This window comes from Streptomyces sp. NBC_01255 (assembly GCF_036226445.1).
In the GTDB taxonomy this organism is placed as follows: domain Bacteria; phylum Actinomycetota; class Actinomycetes; order Streptomycetales; family Streptomycetaceae; genus Streptomyces.
On the sequence record NZ_CP108474.1, the window covers coordinates 5798660 to 5816121 of the forward strand.

Below are 17462 nucleotides of genomic sequence, written 5' to 3' on the forward strand. Positions count from 1 at the left end.
CGGGGGCGTTCATCAATCAACTGTGAGCGCGCTCTGTACTACCGCATGCCTGTGTGAGAGGACTTGGATGCCGACTAGCGACGTCCCCGATGTGAGCGTCGTCGTCATCGTCTACAACGATGAGGAACGGCTCCCGCGAGCGGTTCGGTCCGTACTCGACCAGACCCTGAACAATCTCGAAGTGATCATCGCCGACGACTGCTCGACCGATGGCACCGAGCGTGTCGCGCGCGCCCTGGAGGCCGCCGACCCCCGCGTGCGGTACGCGCGCCTGGAGGAGAACAGCGGCGGCTGCAGCGCCCCCCGCAATCGCGGCATCGCGATCGCCCGCGCCCCGTACGTCATGTTCCTCGACAGCGACGACGAACTGCCGCGGCACGCCTGCAAGAGCATGCTGCTCGTCGCCGAGGAGGCCGGCGTCGACTTCGTGACCGGTGAGGTGACCCGGCTCTACGAGGCCTCCGACACCACGGGCCTGTGGTACCCGCACCTCTTCGCCGAGCAGCGGGTCGTGGCGGGCATCGCCGAGCGGCCCGAGTACTTCTTCGACCACCTGTCGACGAACAAGCTCTACCGAACCGGCTTCATCCGGGACAACGGGCTCGCCTTCCCCGAGGGCATCCACTACGAGGACCAGCTGTTCTCCGCGCAGGCGTACACGCTCGCGGAGACCTTCGCCGTCGTGCCGTGGTCCGTCTACACCTGGCGCCTCGCACCGGAGAGCGTCTCCATCTCGTCGAGCCGGCACAAGATCCAGAACGTCCGCGACCGCATCGGCGTGGCCCGGCTGATCGACGCCTGGCTGGAGGAGCGCGGCGAGACCGGGCTCCGTGCCGAGAAGGACCACAAGTTCCTCCGTCACGACTTCCGCCTGTACCTCGGCGACCTGCCGTTCCGAGACGGCGACTGGATCGCGGAGTTCGCAGCCGAGGTCACCCCGTACCTCGACGAGATCTCCGACGAGACCTACGAGCGGCTCTCGCGCGAGGAGCGCGTCTGCCTCCATCTGCTGCGCACCGGCAGGCTGGAGGAGGCCGCCGTGGCCGCCCGCCAGTTCGGCCGGCCGCAGCTCGCGCCCCGTGCCGTGACCGAGGTGGACGGCGTCCCCTACTGGGGCGACGTCGCACCCGCCGACGCCGCGAGCCGCAGCGAGCTGGACCTCGGCGAGTGGCACCTGCGCGAGCAGGCCCTCGGCACCGGGCGCCTGCGGCACGAGCTGACCTCCGTGTCGATGCTCGGCCCGGTCCTGCGCCTGGAGATCCGTACGTACGACCCGGTCGGCCTGATCACCGAGGACACCCGGGCCTCGGTCAAACTCGCCGCCCACAAGACGCCGCTGACGGTGCCGCTCACGCTCGTCCCGGACGGCGACGGCCTGTACGTGTCCAAGGCCGAGCTGGACCTGCGGAAGGTCCCGGTCGGCAAGGTCGGCGTGGCGACCCGCCGCCACCCGGTGATCGCCCTGGAGCAGGACGGCGCGCGGCGTACGGACATCCTGCTCGCCCGGCACGACCAGCCCGACTTCCGCGCCACCCTCCGGTACCACAAGTTCGGCATCCACCACCTGCGGGTCCAGGCCGAACAGAAGGGCGCGGGCCGCCTCGAGGTGACCTGGCAGCGCTCCGGCGTCCTGAAGTCCCTCGAACCGCTCGGCCCCTACGCCCGCAAGACCAAGGCCAAGGTCGGCAAGGTCAAGAAGATCCTCGTCGGCAACGAGGGCAAGGCGACGGCCTACGACGCCGTCGCCAGGCTTCCGCGCAAGCGCGGCCTGGCCGTCTTCGAGGCGGTGGAGGGCCGCGGCTACGCGGACAACCCCCGCTACGTCTACGAGGAGCTCAAGCGCCGTGCCCTCCCGATCGACGTGGTCTGGGCGTACTCGGGAAGCCGGGACTCCTTCCCCGACGACGTCACGCTCGTGAAGCGCGGCAGCTTCGCCTACGGCCGCGCGCTGGCCCGGGCCACGTACTGGGTGGACTCGCACAACCTGCCGTACCTGTACGCGAAGCCCAAGGGCACCCGGTACCTCCAGACCTGGCACGGCCAGACCTTCAAGGCGATGGGCTTCGACGTCCCGTCGCTGCGCGGTGCCTCGGAGATCGAGAAGGGGCGGTTCCGCGCCGCCGTCGGCCGCTGGGACGCGCTCGTCTGCCCGAGCGCCGAGTTCGAGCGGACCTTCGTCCCGGCCTTCGAGGTCCAGGCCGACCTGATCCGCTCCGGCTACCCGCGCAACGACGTGCTCGTGCGCTGGGCGGAGCCGGAGCAGCGGGCCAGGGCGGCCGCCGCCCGCGAGGCCCTGGACATCCCGGCCGGCCGCAAGGTGCTGCTCTACGCCCCGACCTTCCGCGACGCGGCCCGCCGCACCGGACAGTCGATCCGGGTGGACTTCGAGGCGCTGGCCTCGTACCTGTCCGACGAGTGGACCGTCGTCGTGCGCGCCCACCCGTACGACCGGTTCACGGTCGCCCCGGAACTCGGCCACTTCCTCCGGGACGGCTCGGCGTTCGCCGACGTCAACGACCTGATGCTGGCCTCGGACGCGGTCCTCACGGACTACTCGTCGCTGATGTTCGACTACGCGAACACCGGTCGCCCGATACTGCTGTACACGGACGACTACGAGGACTACAAGGGCGGCGAGCGGGGCACGTACTACGACCTCGAGGAGATCGCGCCGGGGCCGATGCTGACGACCACCGAAGACCTCGCCGCCGCCGTGCTGGACCTGGAGGGCGTGCGGGAGCGGCACGCCCAGCGCTACGCGCGCTTCCAGGAGATGTTCTGCTCGTACGAGACCGGCCACGCGAGCAAACTGGTGGTCGACGCTTTTTTCGAAGGCGGCACCCATGACTGAGGCCTCCCCTGCCCGCAACGTGTTCTTCGTCGGTGTCGACGTCGACTCGATGGGCGGATCCCAGCGGGTGCTGCACACCCTCGCCCAGGGCATGGGCGAGCGGGGCCACCGCGTCGAGCTGATCGGCATCCGGCCGAGCCCCGAGCCCTTCCCGTACAACGCCACGCGCGCGTACCGCCATGCGACGCTCTATCCGCTGGCCGCGGCCCCCAGGCCGCCGGTGCGGACGGTCGGCGACCGGCTCAGCCTGGCGCGGCGTGCCGACGCCCGCCGGGCGCGGGCCGCCCGCGAGCACGCGCGGGCGGAGATGCAGCGCCGGCTGTCGGCGGTCGAGGACGGCTACGTCGTCTTCGGTTCGCCGTGGGCGGTGGACTGGGTCATGCCGCTGGAGTGGCGTCATCTGAAGGGCATCGGGCAGTACCACGAGTCCTTCGCGCAGGCCCGGCGCAGCGCCAACCTGAAGCTGATCCGGCGCCACTACCCGGCCCTGGAGCAGACCCTGGTCCTCTCCCAGGGGGACGCGGTCGAGTTCGTCAACCAGCGCGTGCCGAACGTGCGGGTCATGCCGAACCCGCTGCCGTTCTACCCGGACGAGCGGGCCCCGCTCGACACCCGCAGGATCGGCGCGGTCGGCCGGCTCGACCCGATCAAGCGGTACGACCGGATGATCGAGGCCTTCGCCCAGGCCCGCGCGAGCGGCCGGGGCGCGGGCGGCCGGGGCGCGGGTCGTGAGGGCTGGGAGCTGCACCTCTTCGGCGACGGTCCGCTGGAGAACGAGCTGCGGATGAAGGCCGAGGACCTCGGCGTCGCCGACCAGGTCGTCCTGCGGGGCACGGTCAAGGACATGGCGGCCGCCTACCGCGAGCTGTCCGTCGTCGCGATCAGCAGTGAGCGCGAGGGACGCCCGATGGCGCTGGCGGAGGCCGCCGCGTGCGGGGTGCCGTGCGTGAGCTTCGACGTGTCGGGCGGTGTCCGGGAGCTCGTCGACGACGGTGTCACGGGCACCCTGGTGCCGCCGGGCGACGTGCCGGGGCTCGCCGCCGCGTTCGGCGAGCTCATGGACGACGCCGGGCTGCGGCGGCGGTACGGCGAGGCGGGACGCGAGCACGTCGCACGCCTGTCGCTGCCGAGCGTCCTCGACCGGTGGGACGCGGTGTTCGCGGAGATCGAACGCTAGGGGAGCGGTGGTGAGCGGCCCCCGGTGGACCCTTCCGCGGTCCGCCGGGCGGCCTCCGGCTTGTGGCTAAACTGTCGGAATGACCTGGCTCATCACCGGCGGCGCCGGATACATCGGTTCCCACGTCGTCAAAGCAATGACCGAGGCCGGCGAGCGTGTCGTCGTGGTCGACGACCTCAGCACGGGCAACCCGGCGCGCGTCCCCCAGGGCGTCGCGCTCGAGAAGGGCTCGGTCCTGGACCGCGAGTTCCTCGACCGGGTGCTGCGCGAGCACGCGGTCAAGGGCATCGTCCACCTGGCGGCCAAGAAGCAGGTCGGCGAGTCGGTCGAGCTGCCGCTGTTCTACTACCGCGAGAACGTGACGGGTCTGCAGACCATCCTGGAGGCCGCCGCCGGCGCCGGGGTGAAGAGCTTCCTCTTCTCCTCCTCCGCCTCCGTCTACGGCATGCCCGACGTGGACCTCGTCACCGAGGACACCGAGTGCCTGCCGCTCAGCCCGTACGGCGAGACCAAGCTCGTCGGCGAGTGGATGGCGCGGGCGGTCGGCCAGGCCCACGGGATCTCCACCGCCTGCCTGCGGTACTTCAACGTGGCGGGCGCCGCGGCCCCCGAGCTCGCCGACACCGGTGTCTTCAACCTGGTGCCGATGGTCTTCGAGCGGCTCGACGCCGGCGAGTCCCCGCGCATCTTCGGTGACGACTACCCGACGCCGGACGGCACCTGCATCCGCGACTACATCCACGTCGCCGACATCGCGGACGCCCACCTCGCGGCGGCCCGCACGCTCGCCGCGGCGGGCGAGGCCGGCGAGACGGCCGCGCTGACCCTGAACATCGGGCGCGGCGAGGGCGTGTCGGTGCGCGAGATGGTCGACCTGATCAACGAGATCACCGGTCACAGCGTCGAGCCCCTCGTCACCCCGCGCCGGCCGGGCGACCCGGCCCGCGTGGTCGCCTCCGCGGAGCGCATCGAGTCGGAGCTCGGCTGGAAGGCGCGTCACGACGTCCGCTCCATGATCAGCTCCGCCTGGGAGGGCTGGAGCGCGAACCGGTCGTCCCGCACGGCGTAGCTCGCAGCCAGTAGTAGGGAGTGGGGCGTCCCGGGTCAGGCCCGGGGCGCCCCACTCCGTCGTGTCGTGGGCAGGTGCCGTCAGGGGCGGTGGATGCGGTCCACGCCGTAGTACGTGGCCGCGCACTGCGCCGCCCAGTCCCGCTCGTACGTGCGGGCGAACAGCGGCTCCGTCAGCCCGCCGACGAGGAGCGGCTCGTAGGCGACCTCGCGGGCGCCCGCCGCGACCTCCGCCCGGATCCGCGCGTTCTGCCGGTCCCAGGCGGTCGCGCGTACCACCGTGCTCGTGGTCAGCTCGTACACCGGCCGCACCAGGGCGGCCGTGCTCCCGACGGCGACCGCGCCCACCGCGACGAGCACCGCGGCGCGGGCGGCGGGCCGGCCGGGCGCCCGGAGCAGGAGCCCCAGCCGGTAGCCGCCCCACGTCCCGTACGCGCAGAGCGTGAGCAGCAGCGGGAGCAGGAAGCTCGTCCAGGTGCGCCCGTACGTCCAGCCCACGTCTCCGTAGCCGGTGCGCAGCCCGTACGTGACGGCCAGGCTCGCGAGGGCGATGAGCGGCAGCGGCAGGAGCACCGCGATCCGGAACAGCCCGCGCGCAGGGAGTCCGACGGCGGTCCCGCCGTGCGCCGGGGCGCGGTCCGGGGCGCGGGTCAGGCCCAGGCCGAGGCCCAGGAGCGCGCCGACGGCGGCTGCGCCCGCGTACGCTCCCTGGCCCCCGATCGTCTCCCACACGTGCCACCAGTCGCGGAACGTTTCTCCCACCGCCGCGGCCGTCAGCGGCTCCTGCGGGTGCTGGGCGCGCCGCCACCGCGCGCCGGGTGACGTGGAGAGCAGGACGAGGCCGGCGGCGAGCCCGAGGCATGCCGACGCGCACCAGGTCGGCACGTACCGGTCCTTCGTCCAGCCGAGCCTGGGCAGGCAGAGGAGCGCGGTGGTGCCCGCGAGCAGCCCGGCCACCATGGCGAAGGGTTCGCTGAGCATGCCGAGCGCCGCTCCGACCGGGAACGCCGCGGCCACCGCCGTGGTCCGGGCCCACCGGTGGCCGCTGCGCGCGGCCCGGACGGCGCAGAGCACCGCCCCGAGGCCGATCACGCTCGGCAGGGTGTGGGAGATCGTCGCCGGGGCCCAGAGCAGCACCTGGTACGAGCGGGTGCCGGCGAAGAACAGCAGCGCGGACAGGAGCGCCGCGGCCGCGGCGAGCAGGACGGGGGGAGGGCCGGGCAGGCGCAGGGCGCGCAGCGCGGCGCGGCCGAGGAGGAAGAGTCCGGCGCCGATCGCGACCACGAGGAGGGCGGGCAGCAGTTTCGGCCCCCGCATGTCGTCGGAGTAGACCAGGCCGGTGAGGAAGGCGTTGGTGACGCGCCCGTTCTGCGTGCGGTAGAAGTCCCAGGTGATGCCCAGGACCCCCATGTCGCGGGCCTTCCACAGGGCGCACCAGTCGTCCGACGTGGGGCGTACGTAGAGCCCGAGGAAGGCGCCGACCGAGAGGAGCGCGCCGGCCCCGGCGGTGACGACGAGGGCGATCCAGGACAGCGCCCGCCGGGGGCCGACCGCGCCCCCGCCCTTGCGCCCGTCCCCGGCTCCGTCCTCGTCCCTGGTGTCGGTCGGGAGCGGCGCATCACTGTGCTCCGGAGGGGTCGTCCTACTCACCGGTCATCGCTCCAGGTGGTCAAGGTTCGCGGCACGGCGTCTCTATGGGTGACAAATGGGTATGGATGCCCGGTATATGAATATCTTCCCCGCATGCTTTGCTGCATGGACGACATGCCGACCGGGAGAGGTCACCCGCGCGATGCCCGGCGGTCACCGCCGCTCAGTACCGTGGCCGCGCTGCTCGAAGGAGAGTTCGGTGGCGGTCCCTCAGGACGTACTCTCGCTCATCCCTCTGGAGTGACCGTTCCATGACCAGGCTTTCCGTCGTCGTCCCCTGCTACAACGAGGAGGACGTCGTCGAACGGTTCGACGCGCGCATGCGCCAGGTGCTCGACGGCCTCCCGGTCGGCTACGAGATCTGTTACGTGGACGACGGCAGCTCCGACGGAACCCTCGGCAAGCTGCGCGCGATCGCCGCCCGGCACCCGCACCGCACCCAGTACGCCTCCTTCAGCCGTAACTTCGGCAAGGAGGCCGCCATGCTCGCCGGCCTGCGCAAGTCCACCGGTGACGCCGTGGTGATCATGGACGCCGATCTCCAGCACCCGCCCGAGCTCCTCGCGCGCATGCTCGACCTCTACCAGCAGGGTCACGACCAGGTCATGGCGCGGCGGACCCGTGAGGGGGACAAGAAGCTCCGCTCGGCGCTCAGCCGCGTGTACTACCGGGCCGTCAATCGCTGGGTCGACGTGGAACTCACCGACGGGGTCGGGGACTTCCGGCTGCTGTCCCGCCCCGCCGTCGACGCCCTGCTCTCGCTGCCCGAGTACAACCGCTTCTCCAAGGGTCTCTTCTCCTGGATCGGCTTCGACACCGTCACCTTCGACTACCAGAACGCCGCGCGCGAGGGCGGCGAGACGAAGTGGAAGTTCAGCTCCCTGCTCAACTACGGCATGGACGGGCTGATCTCCTTCAACAACCGCCCGCTGCGCATCGCGCTCTGGCTGGGCATGATGCTCAGCGGCCTCGCCGTCCTGTACGCGGCCTGGGTGGCCGTCGCGGCGATCACCCAGGGCGTCACCGCACCCGGATACGTCACCCTGGTCGCGATCATCGTGGGGCTCGGGGGAGTACAGATGGTGATGCTGGGGCTGATCGGCGAGTACATCGGCCGGATCTACTACGAGACGAAACGGCGGCCGCACTTCCTCGTGAAGGAGACCCACCGCTCCTTCGGGCGGGGGGCGGCCGAGCGTGCCGCCGCCGAGCGCATCCGCGTCGTGGCCACCGACAGGGAGCACTGATGGCGTCCGGCACGTCCGGCGCGGGGGGCGCGCGGGCCGTGGGGGGCGCGCGGCGGGCGCGGCTGGCCGAGATCTTCCGGTTCGCACTGGTCGGCGGCGTCAACACCTGCACGTTCTTCGGGTGTTACCTGCTGCTCCATCCCTGGATGCCGTACTTCGCCGCGTACTCCCTCGCCTTCCTCCTCAGCATGATCGGCTCCTTCTTCCTCAACACCTACTTCACCTACCGCACCCGGCCGACGTGGAAGAAGTTCGCCCTCTTCCCCCTCACCAACGTCACGAACTACCTCGTGCAGAGCGTCGGCCTGTACGCGCTCGTCACCTGGGCCGGCATGGACGACAGGATCGCGCCCCTCGTCGCGGCCGTCGTCGCGATCCCGTTCACCTATCTGATCTCCCAGCGGATCCTGGTGCCCCGCAAGCCGCCCGAGGGCCCGGACGGGTCCGGTCCAGAGAACGGAATGGACGAGCGGCAGCCCTCCCGGCTCGCGTAGATTGCCTGGCAGTCGCGGCGGGGCACACGCGGCGCGCGGGACAGCCGAGTGAGGACGACGCAGGTGACGACGCAGGTGACGGGACAGACGGACGTGGCAAGGCAGTACGTGACGGAGGCCCGCAGGATCGTCGTCAAGGTCGGCTCCTCCTCGCTCACCACCGCCTCCGGAGGCCTCGACGCCGACCGCGTCGACGCCCTCGTGGACGTCCTCGCCAAGGTCCGGAGCGGTGGCGAGAAGGAGATCGTCCTCGTCTCCTCCGGCGCCATCGCGGCAGGTCTCGCTCCGCTCGGCCTCACCCGCCGCCCCAAGGACCTCGCCCGCCAGCAGGCCGCCGCCAGCGTCGGCCAGGGCCTCCTCGTCGCCCGCTACACCGCCTCCTTCGCCCGCTACGGCGTCCGCGTCGGCCAGGTCCTCCTCACCACGGACGACACCAGCCGCCGCGCCCACTACCGCAACGCCTACCGGACGCTCGACCAGCTCCTCGCCATGGGCGCGCTGCCCGTCGTCAACGAGAACGACACCGTCGCCACGGACGAGATCCGCTTCGGCGACAACGACCGGCTCGCCGCCCTCGTCGCCCACCTCGTCCGGGCGGACCTGCTCGTCCTGCTCTCCGACGTCGACGGGCTGTACGACGGCGACCCGGCCAAGCCCGGCACGGCGCGGATCGCGCAGGTCACCGGCCCCCAGGACATCGCCCACGTCGAGATCGGCGCGGCGGGCAAGGCCGGCGTCGGCACCGGCGGCATGGTCACCAAGGTCGAGGCGGCCCGGATCGCCGCCGCCGCCGGCACCCCCGTGGTCCTCACCTCCGCGAGCCGCGCCGCCGACGCCCTCGCGGGCCGTGACACCGGCACGTACTTCCACCCCACCGGCCGCCGCTCCGCCGACCGGCTCCTCTGGCTCGCCCACGCGTCCACCCCGCAGGGCTCCCTGACCCTCGACGCCGGAGCCGTACGGGCCGTCGTCGAGGGCAAGAAGTCCCTGCTCGCGGCCGGTATCGCGGGCGTCGAGGGCGACTTCGTCGCCGGTGACCCCGTCGAACTCCGCGACACCGAGGGACGGGCCGTCGCCCGCGGACTCGTCAACTTCGACGCCAAGGAGATCCCCCAGCTCCTCGGCCGGTCCACCCCCGAGCTCGCCAGGGAACTCGGCCCTGAGTACGAGCGCGAGGTCGTCCACCGCGACGACCTGGTCGTCATCCGCTGAAACGGCTGAAAGTACGGCCATCCGGAAGGGACGTTTACCAAAACCGCCCCATCTGCCGCCTCGGGCTGGTCAACTTTGTCTCGGGGGTAAGTAGCAAGGCGGGGTACAGCACCACACACAGGAGGCCGCCGGTGAGACGAGCGCGCCCTGGGGCATCGCCCCGCGGGACTGCCGAACGCGCCCTGACCAGTGTCGAGGCCGGAGCCGACTTCGACGAGGCACGGGACAGGTCCACGGACACGAAGACCGAGACCACCACCGAGACACGGGAATCACGCGCCGAGGAGCGGCCCCTGTCCAAACTCTGGCACATCACCCTCAGCGTCTCCGGAGCGGAGTCACCGCTGAAGGAGGTGCGGCGCGGGCTCGAACAGCTGGCACATGACCACCCCTTCCTGCTGACCAGCCGCTACGCCAACGACCACGCCGAGATCCGGTACTGGGAGGAGGCCCGCGACCTGCACGACGCCGCGGCCGTCGCCCTGCGTCTGTGGGGCGAGCACCGCCAGACCGCCAAGCTGCCGCCCTGGGAGATCGTCGGCCTCGAGGTCATCGACCGCGAGACCTACCACCAGCGGATCGCGGAGGGCTACGGCCCGCCACCGGCGGCCCCGGTCGGTGTCCACCCCTACTGAGGGTGTCTCGGAGTGCGGGATACGTGAGGGATGTCCGCAGGGGTGCCAGTACCCTGCGGGCATGACCTCGCTCACGCCCCTCGACAACCTCTCCCCGGTCACCCGGGCCGCCTACCGGGCCCGTGGCGCCGCCGCCGAAATCGCGCCACTCCCGCGCTCGGCCAAGGACGATGCCCTGCTGGCGATCGCGGACGCCCTCGAAGTCCGTACCGCCGAGATCGTCGAGGCCAACGCCGAGGACATCGCCAAGGCCCGCGAGGCCGGCACCGACGAGGGCATCATCGACCGGCTCACCCTCACGCCCGAGCGCGTCCGGGCCATCGCCGCCGACGTCCGCCACGTCGCCGCGCTGCCCGACCCCGTCGGCGAAGTCGTCCGCGGCTCGACCCTCCCCAACGGCATCGACCTCCGCCAGGTCCGCGTCCCGCTCGGCGTCGTCGGCATCATCTACGAGGCCCGCCCCAACGTCACCGTGGACGCCGCCGCCCTCTGCCTCAAGTCCGGCAACGCCGTCCTGCTCCGCGGTTCGTCCTCCGCGTACGCCTCCAACACCGCCCTGGTGAAGGTCCTGCGCGACGCCGTCGGCGGCGCCGGACTGCCCGCCGACGCCATCCAGCTCGTCCCCGGCGAGTCCCGCGAATCGGTCCGCGAGCTGATGCGCGCCCGCGGCCTCGTCGACGTCCTCATCCCGCGCGGCGGCGCCTCCCTCATCCGCACCGTCGTCGAGGAGTCCACCGTCCCGGTCATCGAGACCGGCACCGGCAACTGCCACGTCTACGTCGACGCCAACGCCGACCTCGACATGGCCGTCGACATCCTGGTCAACTCCAAGGCCCAGCGGCCCAGCGTCTGCAACGCCGCCGAGACCCTCCTCGTCCACCAGGACATCGCCGACGCCTTCCTGCCCCGGGCCCTCGACGCCCTCGCCGAGGCCGGCGTCACCGTCCACGCCGACGAGCGGGTCCTCGCCCACGCCCCGGCCTCCAAGGCCACCGTCGTACCGGCCACGCCCGAGGACTGGGAGACCGAGTACCTGTCGTACGACATCGCCGCCGCCGTCGTCGACTCCCTCGACAAGGCCGTGGAGCACATCCGCACGTGGTCGTCCGGTCACACCGAGGCGATCGTCACCACCTCGCAGGCCGCGGCGCGCCGTTTCACCCAGCTGGTCGACTCCACCACGGTGGCCGTGAACGCCTCCACCCGGTTCACGGACGGCGGGCAGTTCGGATTCGGCGCCGAGATCGGCATCTCCACGCAGAAGCTCCACGCCCGGGGCCCCATGGGGCTTCCCGAGCTGACCTCGACCAAGTACATCGTCACCGGCGACGGTCACGTTCGATAACCGGCTCCTTTCGGTACGGGCGGGGAGGGTTCGCACTCTCCCTGCCCAAAACCACCTCCCGGGTCTACTCTGAAACCGTGCCGGACGACGTGGGGGGCACGCCGTTTCCGGACGGCGGGGACCCTGAGGACTCTGTCGACCGCGGAGGCGCGTCCGAGGACTTCGCCGCCGTGGTCTTCGACGAGGCCTTCGTACGGGCCGCCACGGTGCACGAGCCGAGCGCCGTCGAGCGACTCCTCGCCGCTGCCCAGGCCCGCGCCGAGGCCGAATCCGCCCGGGCCCGCGCCGGCGGCGGATCCGCCGACGACGACCCCTACGAGGACGGCCGCGACCCCGTCGGCCTCACCTACGAGCCCGACGACATCGGGGACGACGCCAGCCCCTACGGCCGCCACGGAGGCGCCCTGCGCCCCTACCGGGGCAGCCCTCGCTGGCACCGGCCCGTCGCCTGGGCCCTGGCCCTCCTCATGGGCATCGGCATGGTCGCCCTCGCCTTCAGCGCCGTCTATCGCGGCGCCGTCGCCAACCGCCAGGACCGGATCCCCCCGCCTGCCACCACCGGCGTGGACACCCCGAACCCGGCCCCCGCCCCGCCCGCCGCATACGCGCCGCCGCGGGTCTCCGTCGCTCCCCGTACACCCTGACGGCGGAACTCTTCCGAAGTTGTCGCGCACCTCGGCGTTTACCAAAGCCCCCGCCGACCTACCCTGAAGGTATGGCAGGGCGTGGCGACCCGCCTGAGGGGACACCCGAGGGTCTCCCCGGCGGTGGTGAGGACGAATACCGATCCGTCGTCTTCGACGAGGCGTTCGTCCGTGCTGCCCGCCTCCAGGAGTTCTCCGCCCAGGAGCGGATGGGGGAGTACGCCCAGGCCGTCCGGTCCCGGGCCGCCCGGGAGGGCCGAACCGGCTCCCGCCAGGCCGTCCTGCTGGTCCTGCTGATCCTCCTCGCCTTCGGCACCGCCATCTACCTGGGCGTGCGCAACCCGTACCAGCCCCCCGTCGACCAGCGGGCCGCACCGCTGCGGACCACCGTGGTCCCGCTCGCCCCGCAGGGCACCGTCCCCGGCGGGCAGCCCGATCAGCTCTTCGACCACAGCCCGGTCGCCGAGTACCGCACGGGAGCCGCCGGCATCAATCTGCCCGTCGTCGGACGCACCTCCCACTTCGCCGAGAGCCAGGTCGTCACCGCCCTCGCCATCGCCAAGGACTACCTCGTCGCCTCGTCCCTGGAGCCCGACACCCTCTCCGGGACGACCGTGCGGCCCGTCCGGCTGCTGCTCGACCCCGACCAGCTGGAGCAGTTCGACCGGAGCGTCGAGTCACCGGCCGACGACGGACGGCACGCCCTCGCCGGCTGGCTCGTCCGCTTCGACCCGCGGCAGGTCGCGCTCGCCGACCCCGGCACCCGCGTGCAGGGCACGCTCCGCTTCGAGGAGTCCGGTCCGGACACGCTGGACGTCACCGCCGACCACACGTTCACCTACGCGCTGCGCCCGGCGACCGAGGGCGCCGGACCGGCCGCCGCGGCCTCGCTCTTCACCGTCCACCGCGTGGTGCACTTCCGCTTCGACCGTGAAGACCTGCGCATGCACCGGGCCGAGCTGCTGGCCAGCACGGTGGAGGCCGGACCGCAGGCGTGCGGCCCCGGCTCCACCGGCATCCTGAAGCCGCTCCTGGCCGGAGCGCGGGCCCCGGAGGCGGGCGGGCCGGCGGTCACCGACCCGTACGCCACGACCAGGCCCGCGGCCCCGTCCCTCTGCGGTGCGCTGGCGCCGAGCGCTCAGCCCTCGCTCTGACCGTCCCCGGTCCTGCCGTCCGCCGCCTTACCGTCGGCGGCCCCGCTGCCGGGCTCTCCGTCGGTCTCCTTGGAGCTCGGACCGCTGCCCTGGCCGCCGAAGCGGTTGCGCAGTCGCCCGCCCAGGTCGCCCGCGAGGTCACCGGCGCCACCGGCTATGTCCCCGACGAGCTTGATCAGCGGATCCTTGCTCGTCCGCACCGTCTCGGCGTAGTGCCCCGCCGACTCGCGGAAGGCGTCCGTGACCGAGGTGTCCTTGTCCTCGGAGCGCCGGGGGTAGTGCCCGTCCATGATCCGCTGGTGGTCGCGGCTCTCCGACCACTTCTTCAGCTCGGCGGCCCGCACGGTGGTGAAGGGGTGCGAGCGGGGCAGCACGTTGAGGATCTTCAGGACCGAGTCCCGCAGGTCACCGGCCTTCTCGTACTCGTCGGCCTGGGCGAGGAACGCGTCCACGTTCATCTCGTGGAGGTGGTTGCCGCCGGCGATCTTCATCAGACCGCGCATCGAGGCCTGCACGTCCTGCCCGACGAGGAGCCCGGCCCGGTCGGCGGAGAGCTCCGACTTCCGGAACCACTCGCGCAGCGCCGTCACGATGGCCGTGATCGCCACGGTCCCCAGCGGCACCCAGGCGATCTTGAGCGCGAGGTTGGTGAGGAAGAGGAGGATCGTGCGGTACACGGAGTGGCCGGAGAGCGCGTGCCCCACCTCGTGGCCGATGACCGCCCGCATCTCCTCCTCGTCGAGCAGCTCCACCAGGCCGGTGGTGACGACGATGATCGGCTCGTCCATGCCGATGCACATCGCGTTGGGCTTGGGGTCCTGCGTGACGTACATCGACGGGACCTTCTCCAGGTCCAGGATGTAACAGGCGTCCCTCAGCATGTCGTTGAGCTGGCCGAACTGCGCGTCGCTCACCCGGACGGAGTCGGAGAGGAAGAGCAGTCTCAGGCTGCGCTCGGGGAGGAGTCCGCTGAGTGCCTTGAAAGCGGTGTCGAAACCGGTGAGTTTCCGCAGCGCGACCAGCGCGGAGCGGTCGGCCGGATGTTCATAGGCCCGCGAGGAGATGCCGGGGAACCGCTTTCGCTGCCTGCTCGGCACGTTCCCCTGGTGGTTCTCGGTCATGGATGCCCCCTGTTCGTACGAGTCGGTGCTCGTCCCCCTGACGGAACCCAGCCTAGGCGTTGGCACCATGGCGTGCCGGAGCCTGTGGATAACCGAGGCCGGCACCGACACCAACATCGTCGACAACGCGAACGCCTGAGTCGGCGTGAGAGTGCCCGGACGGCCCGCATACGATGTGCGCGAAGTCTCCGCTCCCATTCCCGATCGATAGGTCCTGCTGACGATGAGCCTCCACAGCACCGCTGCCAACCTGGTCACGCTCGCCGAGGGCGCCGCCGAGCACGGTGGCAACCACGACAGCCTCAGCCCCTACGTCACCGGCCTCGGCGCCCTCGGTGCGCTGCTCCTGCTGCTGTGGATCACCACGCGCTTCAACCGCGACCGCTGATCCGAGGACCGCTGATCCGGCGTCCGCCGCGGTGCCAGTAGGCTCTGCACGCATGGGAGAGCAGGAAGTGTCTACCGGCGGCCGCGGCAAACGCCGACTCGGCGTGATGGGCGGAACGTTCGACCCGATCCACCACGGTCACCTGGTGGCCGCCAGCGAGGTGGCCGCCCTGTTCCACCTCGACGAGGTGGTGTTCGTGCCGACCGGGCAGCCGTGGCAGAAGGGGCACAAGACCGTGTCGGCGGCGGAGGACCGCTATCTGATGACGGTCATCGCCACCGCGTCCAACCCGCAGTTCTCGGTCAGCCGGATCGACATCGACCGGCCCGGCGCGACCTACACCATCGACACGCTGAGGGACCTGCGCTCTCTCAACAGCGACTCGGACCTCTTCTTCATCACCGGGGCCGACGCGCTGTCGCAGATCCTCACCTGGCGCGACGCCGAGGAGCTCTTCTCACTCGCGCACTTCATCGGCGTCACCCGGCCGGGCCACGACCTCACCGACGACGGACTGCCCAAGGGCGGGGTCTCGCTGGTCGAGGTTCCCGCGCTCGCCATCTCGTCCACCGACTGCCGGGCGCGGGTCGCGCAGGGCGATCCCGTCTGGTATCTCGTCCCGGACGGTGTGGTGCGCTACATCGACAAGCGCCAGTTGTACCGCGGCGAGTGAGCTTCGGGGAGGGCCACCGGTGAACGACCAGCAGAATCCGTACGATCCGTACTATCCGCAGCCGCAGATCATCGGCTACGACGAGTACGGACAGCCGGTGTACCAGCAGCCGCAGCCACCGCAGCAGTCCGGTCAGCAGCACTACGACCCGTACGGCGGTCAGCAGCAGCAGTCGCAGCAGCCGCCGCAACAGCAGGCGTACGGCTACGACCCCTATGCCCAGCAGCAGCAGCCCGCCCAGCCCGTCCAGCAGCCGCAGTACGACCCGTACGGGCAGCAGGGCTACGCCTACCCCTCGTACGACACGGACACCGGGCAGCAGTGGGCCGCGCAGGCCGAGCCCGCCCCCGTACAGGCCACGCAGGCGATGCCGACGACGCAGGCCATGCCGACCACCCGGGCGGTGCAGGCCGCGCCCGCCGGTCCCGTCGCGGCGCCGGCCGGTGTCCCCGGTCAGCGCCCCGCGTCCGAGCGGCCCGGCCCGGCGCGCCAGGGCGAAGACGACGACCGGGAGTACCGGACCGAGCAGTTCTCGTTCATCGAGGAGCCCGACGAGGACTCCGAGGACGTCATCGACTGGCTGAAGTTCACCGAGAGCCGCTCGGAGCGGCGCGAGGAGGCCAGGCGGCGCGGCCGCAACCGGATCGTCGCGCTCGTGGTCGTCCTCGTGCTCGCCGCCGTGGGCGGTGTCGGCTACCTCTGGTCCGCGGGGATGCTCCCCGGCACCTCCGCCCCGGAGCAGCAAGAGAACACGGCGACCGGCCCGCAGAAGCGCGACACGATCGTCGTCCACCTCCACGACACGAGGCGCGGCGGGACCTCCACCGCCCTGCTCGTGGACAACACCACCACCAAGCAGGGCACCACCGTCCTGCTCCCCGACAACCTCGCCGTTGCCGACGGAGAGGGTTCCGCGACCACCCTCGGCAAGTCGGTCGAGGAAGACGGTTCGGGCGGCACCCGCGAGGCGATCGGCAACCTCCTCGGTGCGAAGATCACCGGCACCTGGCGGCTGGACACCCCGTTCCTGGAGAACCTCGTCGAGCTGGTCAGCAGCATCGAGGTCGACACGGACACGGCCGTGCCCGACACGAGGAAGGGCGCGGGGCCGCTCGTCCAGAAGGGCGAGAAGCAGACCCTGAACGGCCGCGCGGCCGTCGCCTACGCGACCTACCGGGCCCCCGGCGAGGCCGAGGCCAAGCAGCTCCAGCGCTTCGGTCAGGTCCTGTACGGGGTGCTGCGGAAGATCTCCGACGACCCCAAGGCCGCCACGGTCACCGTCGAGTCCCTGGTCCAGATCCTCGACCCGTCGCTCCCCGAGAAGGACCTCGGCGCCTCCCTCGCCAAGCTCGCAGAGCACGCCAAGATCGGCGCACACAAGACGGCCCTGCTGCCGGTCGCCCAGGACGGCTCTCTGGCCGAGGGCGCGAGCGACAGCGTGGTGAAGGACATCCTCGGCGGCAAGGTCTCCGCCCCCGACGCCGGCGATGTGCCGCGGGTCTCCCTGCGGGACGGATCCGGCAAGGACGCGACCGAGGCGGCCCGGGTCGTCCTGATCAACGGCGGCTACGCCTTCATCGGTGGATCCGAGACGGACACCCAGGAGAAGTCGCAGGTCATCTACGGTGACGAGGCCCAGAAGGCGACGGCGGCCGAGGTGGCCAAGACCCTGGGTCTCCCGGCCGGCTCGGTCGAGAAGGGCAAGCCCTCGGGAACGGCCTCGGTGACCGTCGTCCTGGGCCAGGACTACAAGGTCCCGGAGGCCCGATAGCGGCCCCCGGTAAACGTTGGCGGCGTCGTCGG

General features: G+C 71.6%; 15 protein-coding genes. 13 read left to right on the forward strand and 2 right to left on the reverse strand.

The genetic code is table 11. From position 1 onward, the window contains the following. Window positions 1-67: 67 nt before the first annotated feature. From OG357_RS26230 to galE, 3 genes are all read left to right on the forward strand, one after another. The gene (locus OG357_RS26230; RefSeq protein ID WP_329623486.1) at window positions 68-2851 is read left to right on the forward strand and encodes a bifunctional glycosyltransferase/CDP-glycerol:glycerophosphate glycerophosphotransferase; all 2784 of its coding nucleotides are present in this window, start codon (window positions 68-70) and stop codon (window positions 2849-2851) included. After that, window positions 2844-4028, forward strand: coding sequence for a glycosyltransferase (locus OG357_RS26235; protein WP_329623487.1), 1185 nt, complete (start codon window positions 2844-2846; stop codon window positions 4026-4028). The genes OG357_RS26230 and OG357_RS26235 overlap by 8 nt, the downstream gene beginning before the upstream one ends. A 79-nt stretch (window positions 4029-4107) precedes the next feature. Then, window positions 4108-5097 (forward strand): UDP-glucose 4-epimerase GalE, encoded by a 990-nt coding sequence (galE, locus tag OG357_RS26240; protein ID WP_329623488.1) that lies wholly within the window; start codon window positions 4108-4110, stop codon window positions 5095-5097. Window positions 5098-5177: 80 nt separating this feature from the next. Here the strand turns inward: galE and OG357_RS26245 are convergent, their stop codons facing one another. After that, the gene (locus tag OG357_RS26245) at window positions 5178-6746 is read right to left on the reverse strand and encodes a hypothetical protein (RefSeq protein WP_329623489.1); all 1569 of its coding nucleotides are present in this window, start codon (window positions 6744-6746) and stop codon (window positions 5178-5180) included. A gap of 251 nt (window positions 6747-6997) precedes the next feature. Between OG357_RS26245 and OG357_RS26250 the strand changes: the two genes are divergently transcribed. The 7 genes from OG357_RS26250 (at window position 6998) to OG357_RS26280 (ending at window position 13477) form a co-directional block, all read left to right on the forward strand. After that, window positions 6998-7993 (forward strand): glycosyltransferase family 2 protein, encoded by a 996-nt coding sequence (locus OG357_RS26250; protein WP_329623490.1) that lies wholly within the window; start codon window positions 6998-7000, stop codon window positions 7991-7993. Then, window positions 7993-8487 (forward strand): GtrA family protein, encoded by a 495-nt coding sequence (locus OG357_RS26255; RefSeq protein WP_329623491.1) that lies wholly within the window; start codon window positions 7993-7995, stop codon window positions 8485-8487. The genes OG357_RS26250 and OG357_RS26255 overlap by 1 nt, the downstream gene beginning before the upstream one ends. Before the next feature lie 108 nt (window positions 8488-8595). After that, on the forward strand, window positions 8596-9699 hold the full coding sequence (gene proB / locus OG357_RS26260) for a glutamate 5-kinase (protein WP_329625701.1): 1104 nt from the start codon (window positions 8596-8598) through the stop codon (window positions 9697-9699). 131 nt (window positions 9700-9830) lie between these two features. Then, on the forward strand, window positions 9831-10334 hold the full coding sequence (locus OG357_RS26265) for a hypothetical protein (RefSeq protein WP_329623492.1): 504 nt from the start codon (window positions 9831-9833) through the stop codon (window positions 10332-10334). A gap of 61 nt (window positions 10335-10395) precedes the next feature. After that, on the forward strand, window positions 10396-11679 hold the full coding sequence (locus tag OG357_RS26270) for a glutamate-5-semialdehyde dehydrogenase (protein WP_329623493.1): 1284 nt from the start codon (window positions 10396-10398) through the stop codon (window positions 11677-11679). A gap of 77 nt (window positions 11680-11756) precedes the next feature. Next, entirely contained in the window at window positions 11757-12323 is a 567-nt protein-coding gene (locus OG357_RS26275) for an SCO2584 family spore wall biosynthesis protein (RefSeq protein ID WP_329623494.1), read from the forward strand. A gap of 71 nt (window positions 12324-12394) precedes the next feature. After that, window positions 12395-13477, forward strand: a complete 1083-nt coding sequence (locus OG357_RS26280; protein ID WP_329623495.1) for an SCO2583 family membrane protein — start codon at window positions 12395-12397, stop codon at window positions 13475-13477. Here the strand turns inward: OG357_RS26280 and OG357_RS26285 are convergent. After that, window positions 13462-14598, reverse strand: a complete 1137-nt coding sequence (locus OG357_RS26285) for a M48 family metallopeptidase (protein ID WP_329623496.1) — start codon at window positions 14596-14598, stop codon at window positions 13462-13464. The two genes, OG357_RS26280 and OG357_RS26285, sit on opposite strands and share 16 nt — an antisense overlap. A gap of 223 nt (window positions 14599-14821) precedes the next feature. On the opposite strand from OG357_RS26285, the gene OG357_RS26290 reads away from it, so the two are divergent. The 3 genes from OG357_RS26290 to OG357_RS26300 are packed head-to-tail and all read left to right on the forward strand — an operon-like array spanning window position 14822 to window position 17430. Continuing rightward, entirely contained in the window at window positions 14822-14986 is a 165-nt protein-coding gene (locus OG357_RS26290) for a hypothetical protein (RefSeq protein WP_329623497.1), read from the forward strand. Between the two features lie 52 nt (window positions 14987-15038). Further along, window positions 15039-15659, forward strand: coding sequence for a nicotinate-nucleotide adenylyltransferase (nadD, locus tag OG357_RS26295; protein ID WP_317595110.1), 621 nt, complete (start codon window positions 15039-15041; stop codon window positions 15657-15659). Window positions 15660-15678: 19 nt separating this feature from the next. Further along, window positions 15679-17430, forward strand: a complete 1752-nt coding sequence (locus OG357_RS26300) for an LCP family protein (protein ID WP_329623498.1) — start codon at window positions 15679-15681, stop codon at window positions 17428-17430. Window positions 17431-17462: the final 32 nt, after the last annotated feature.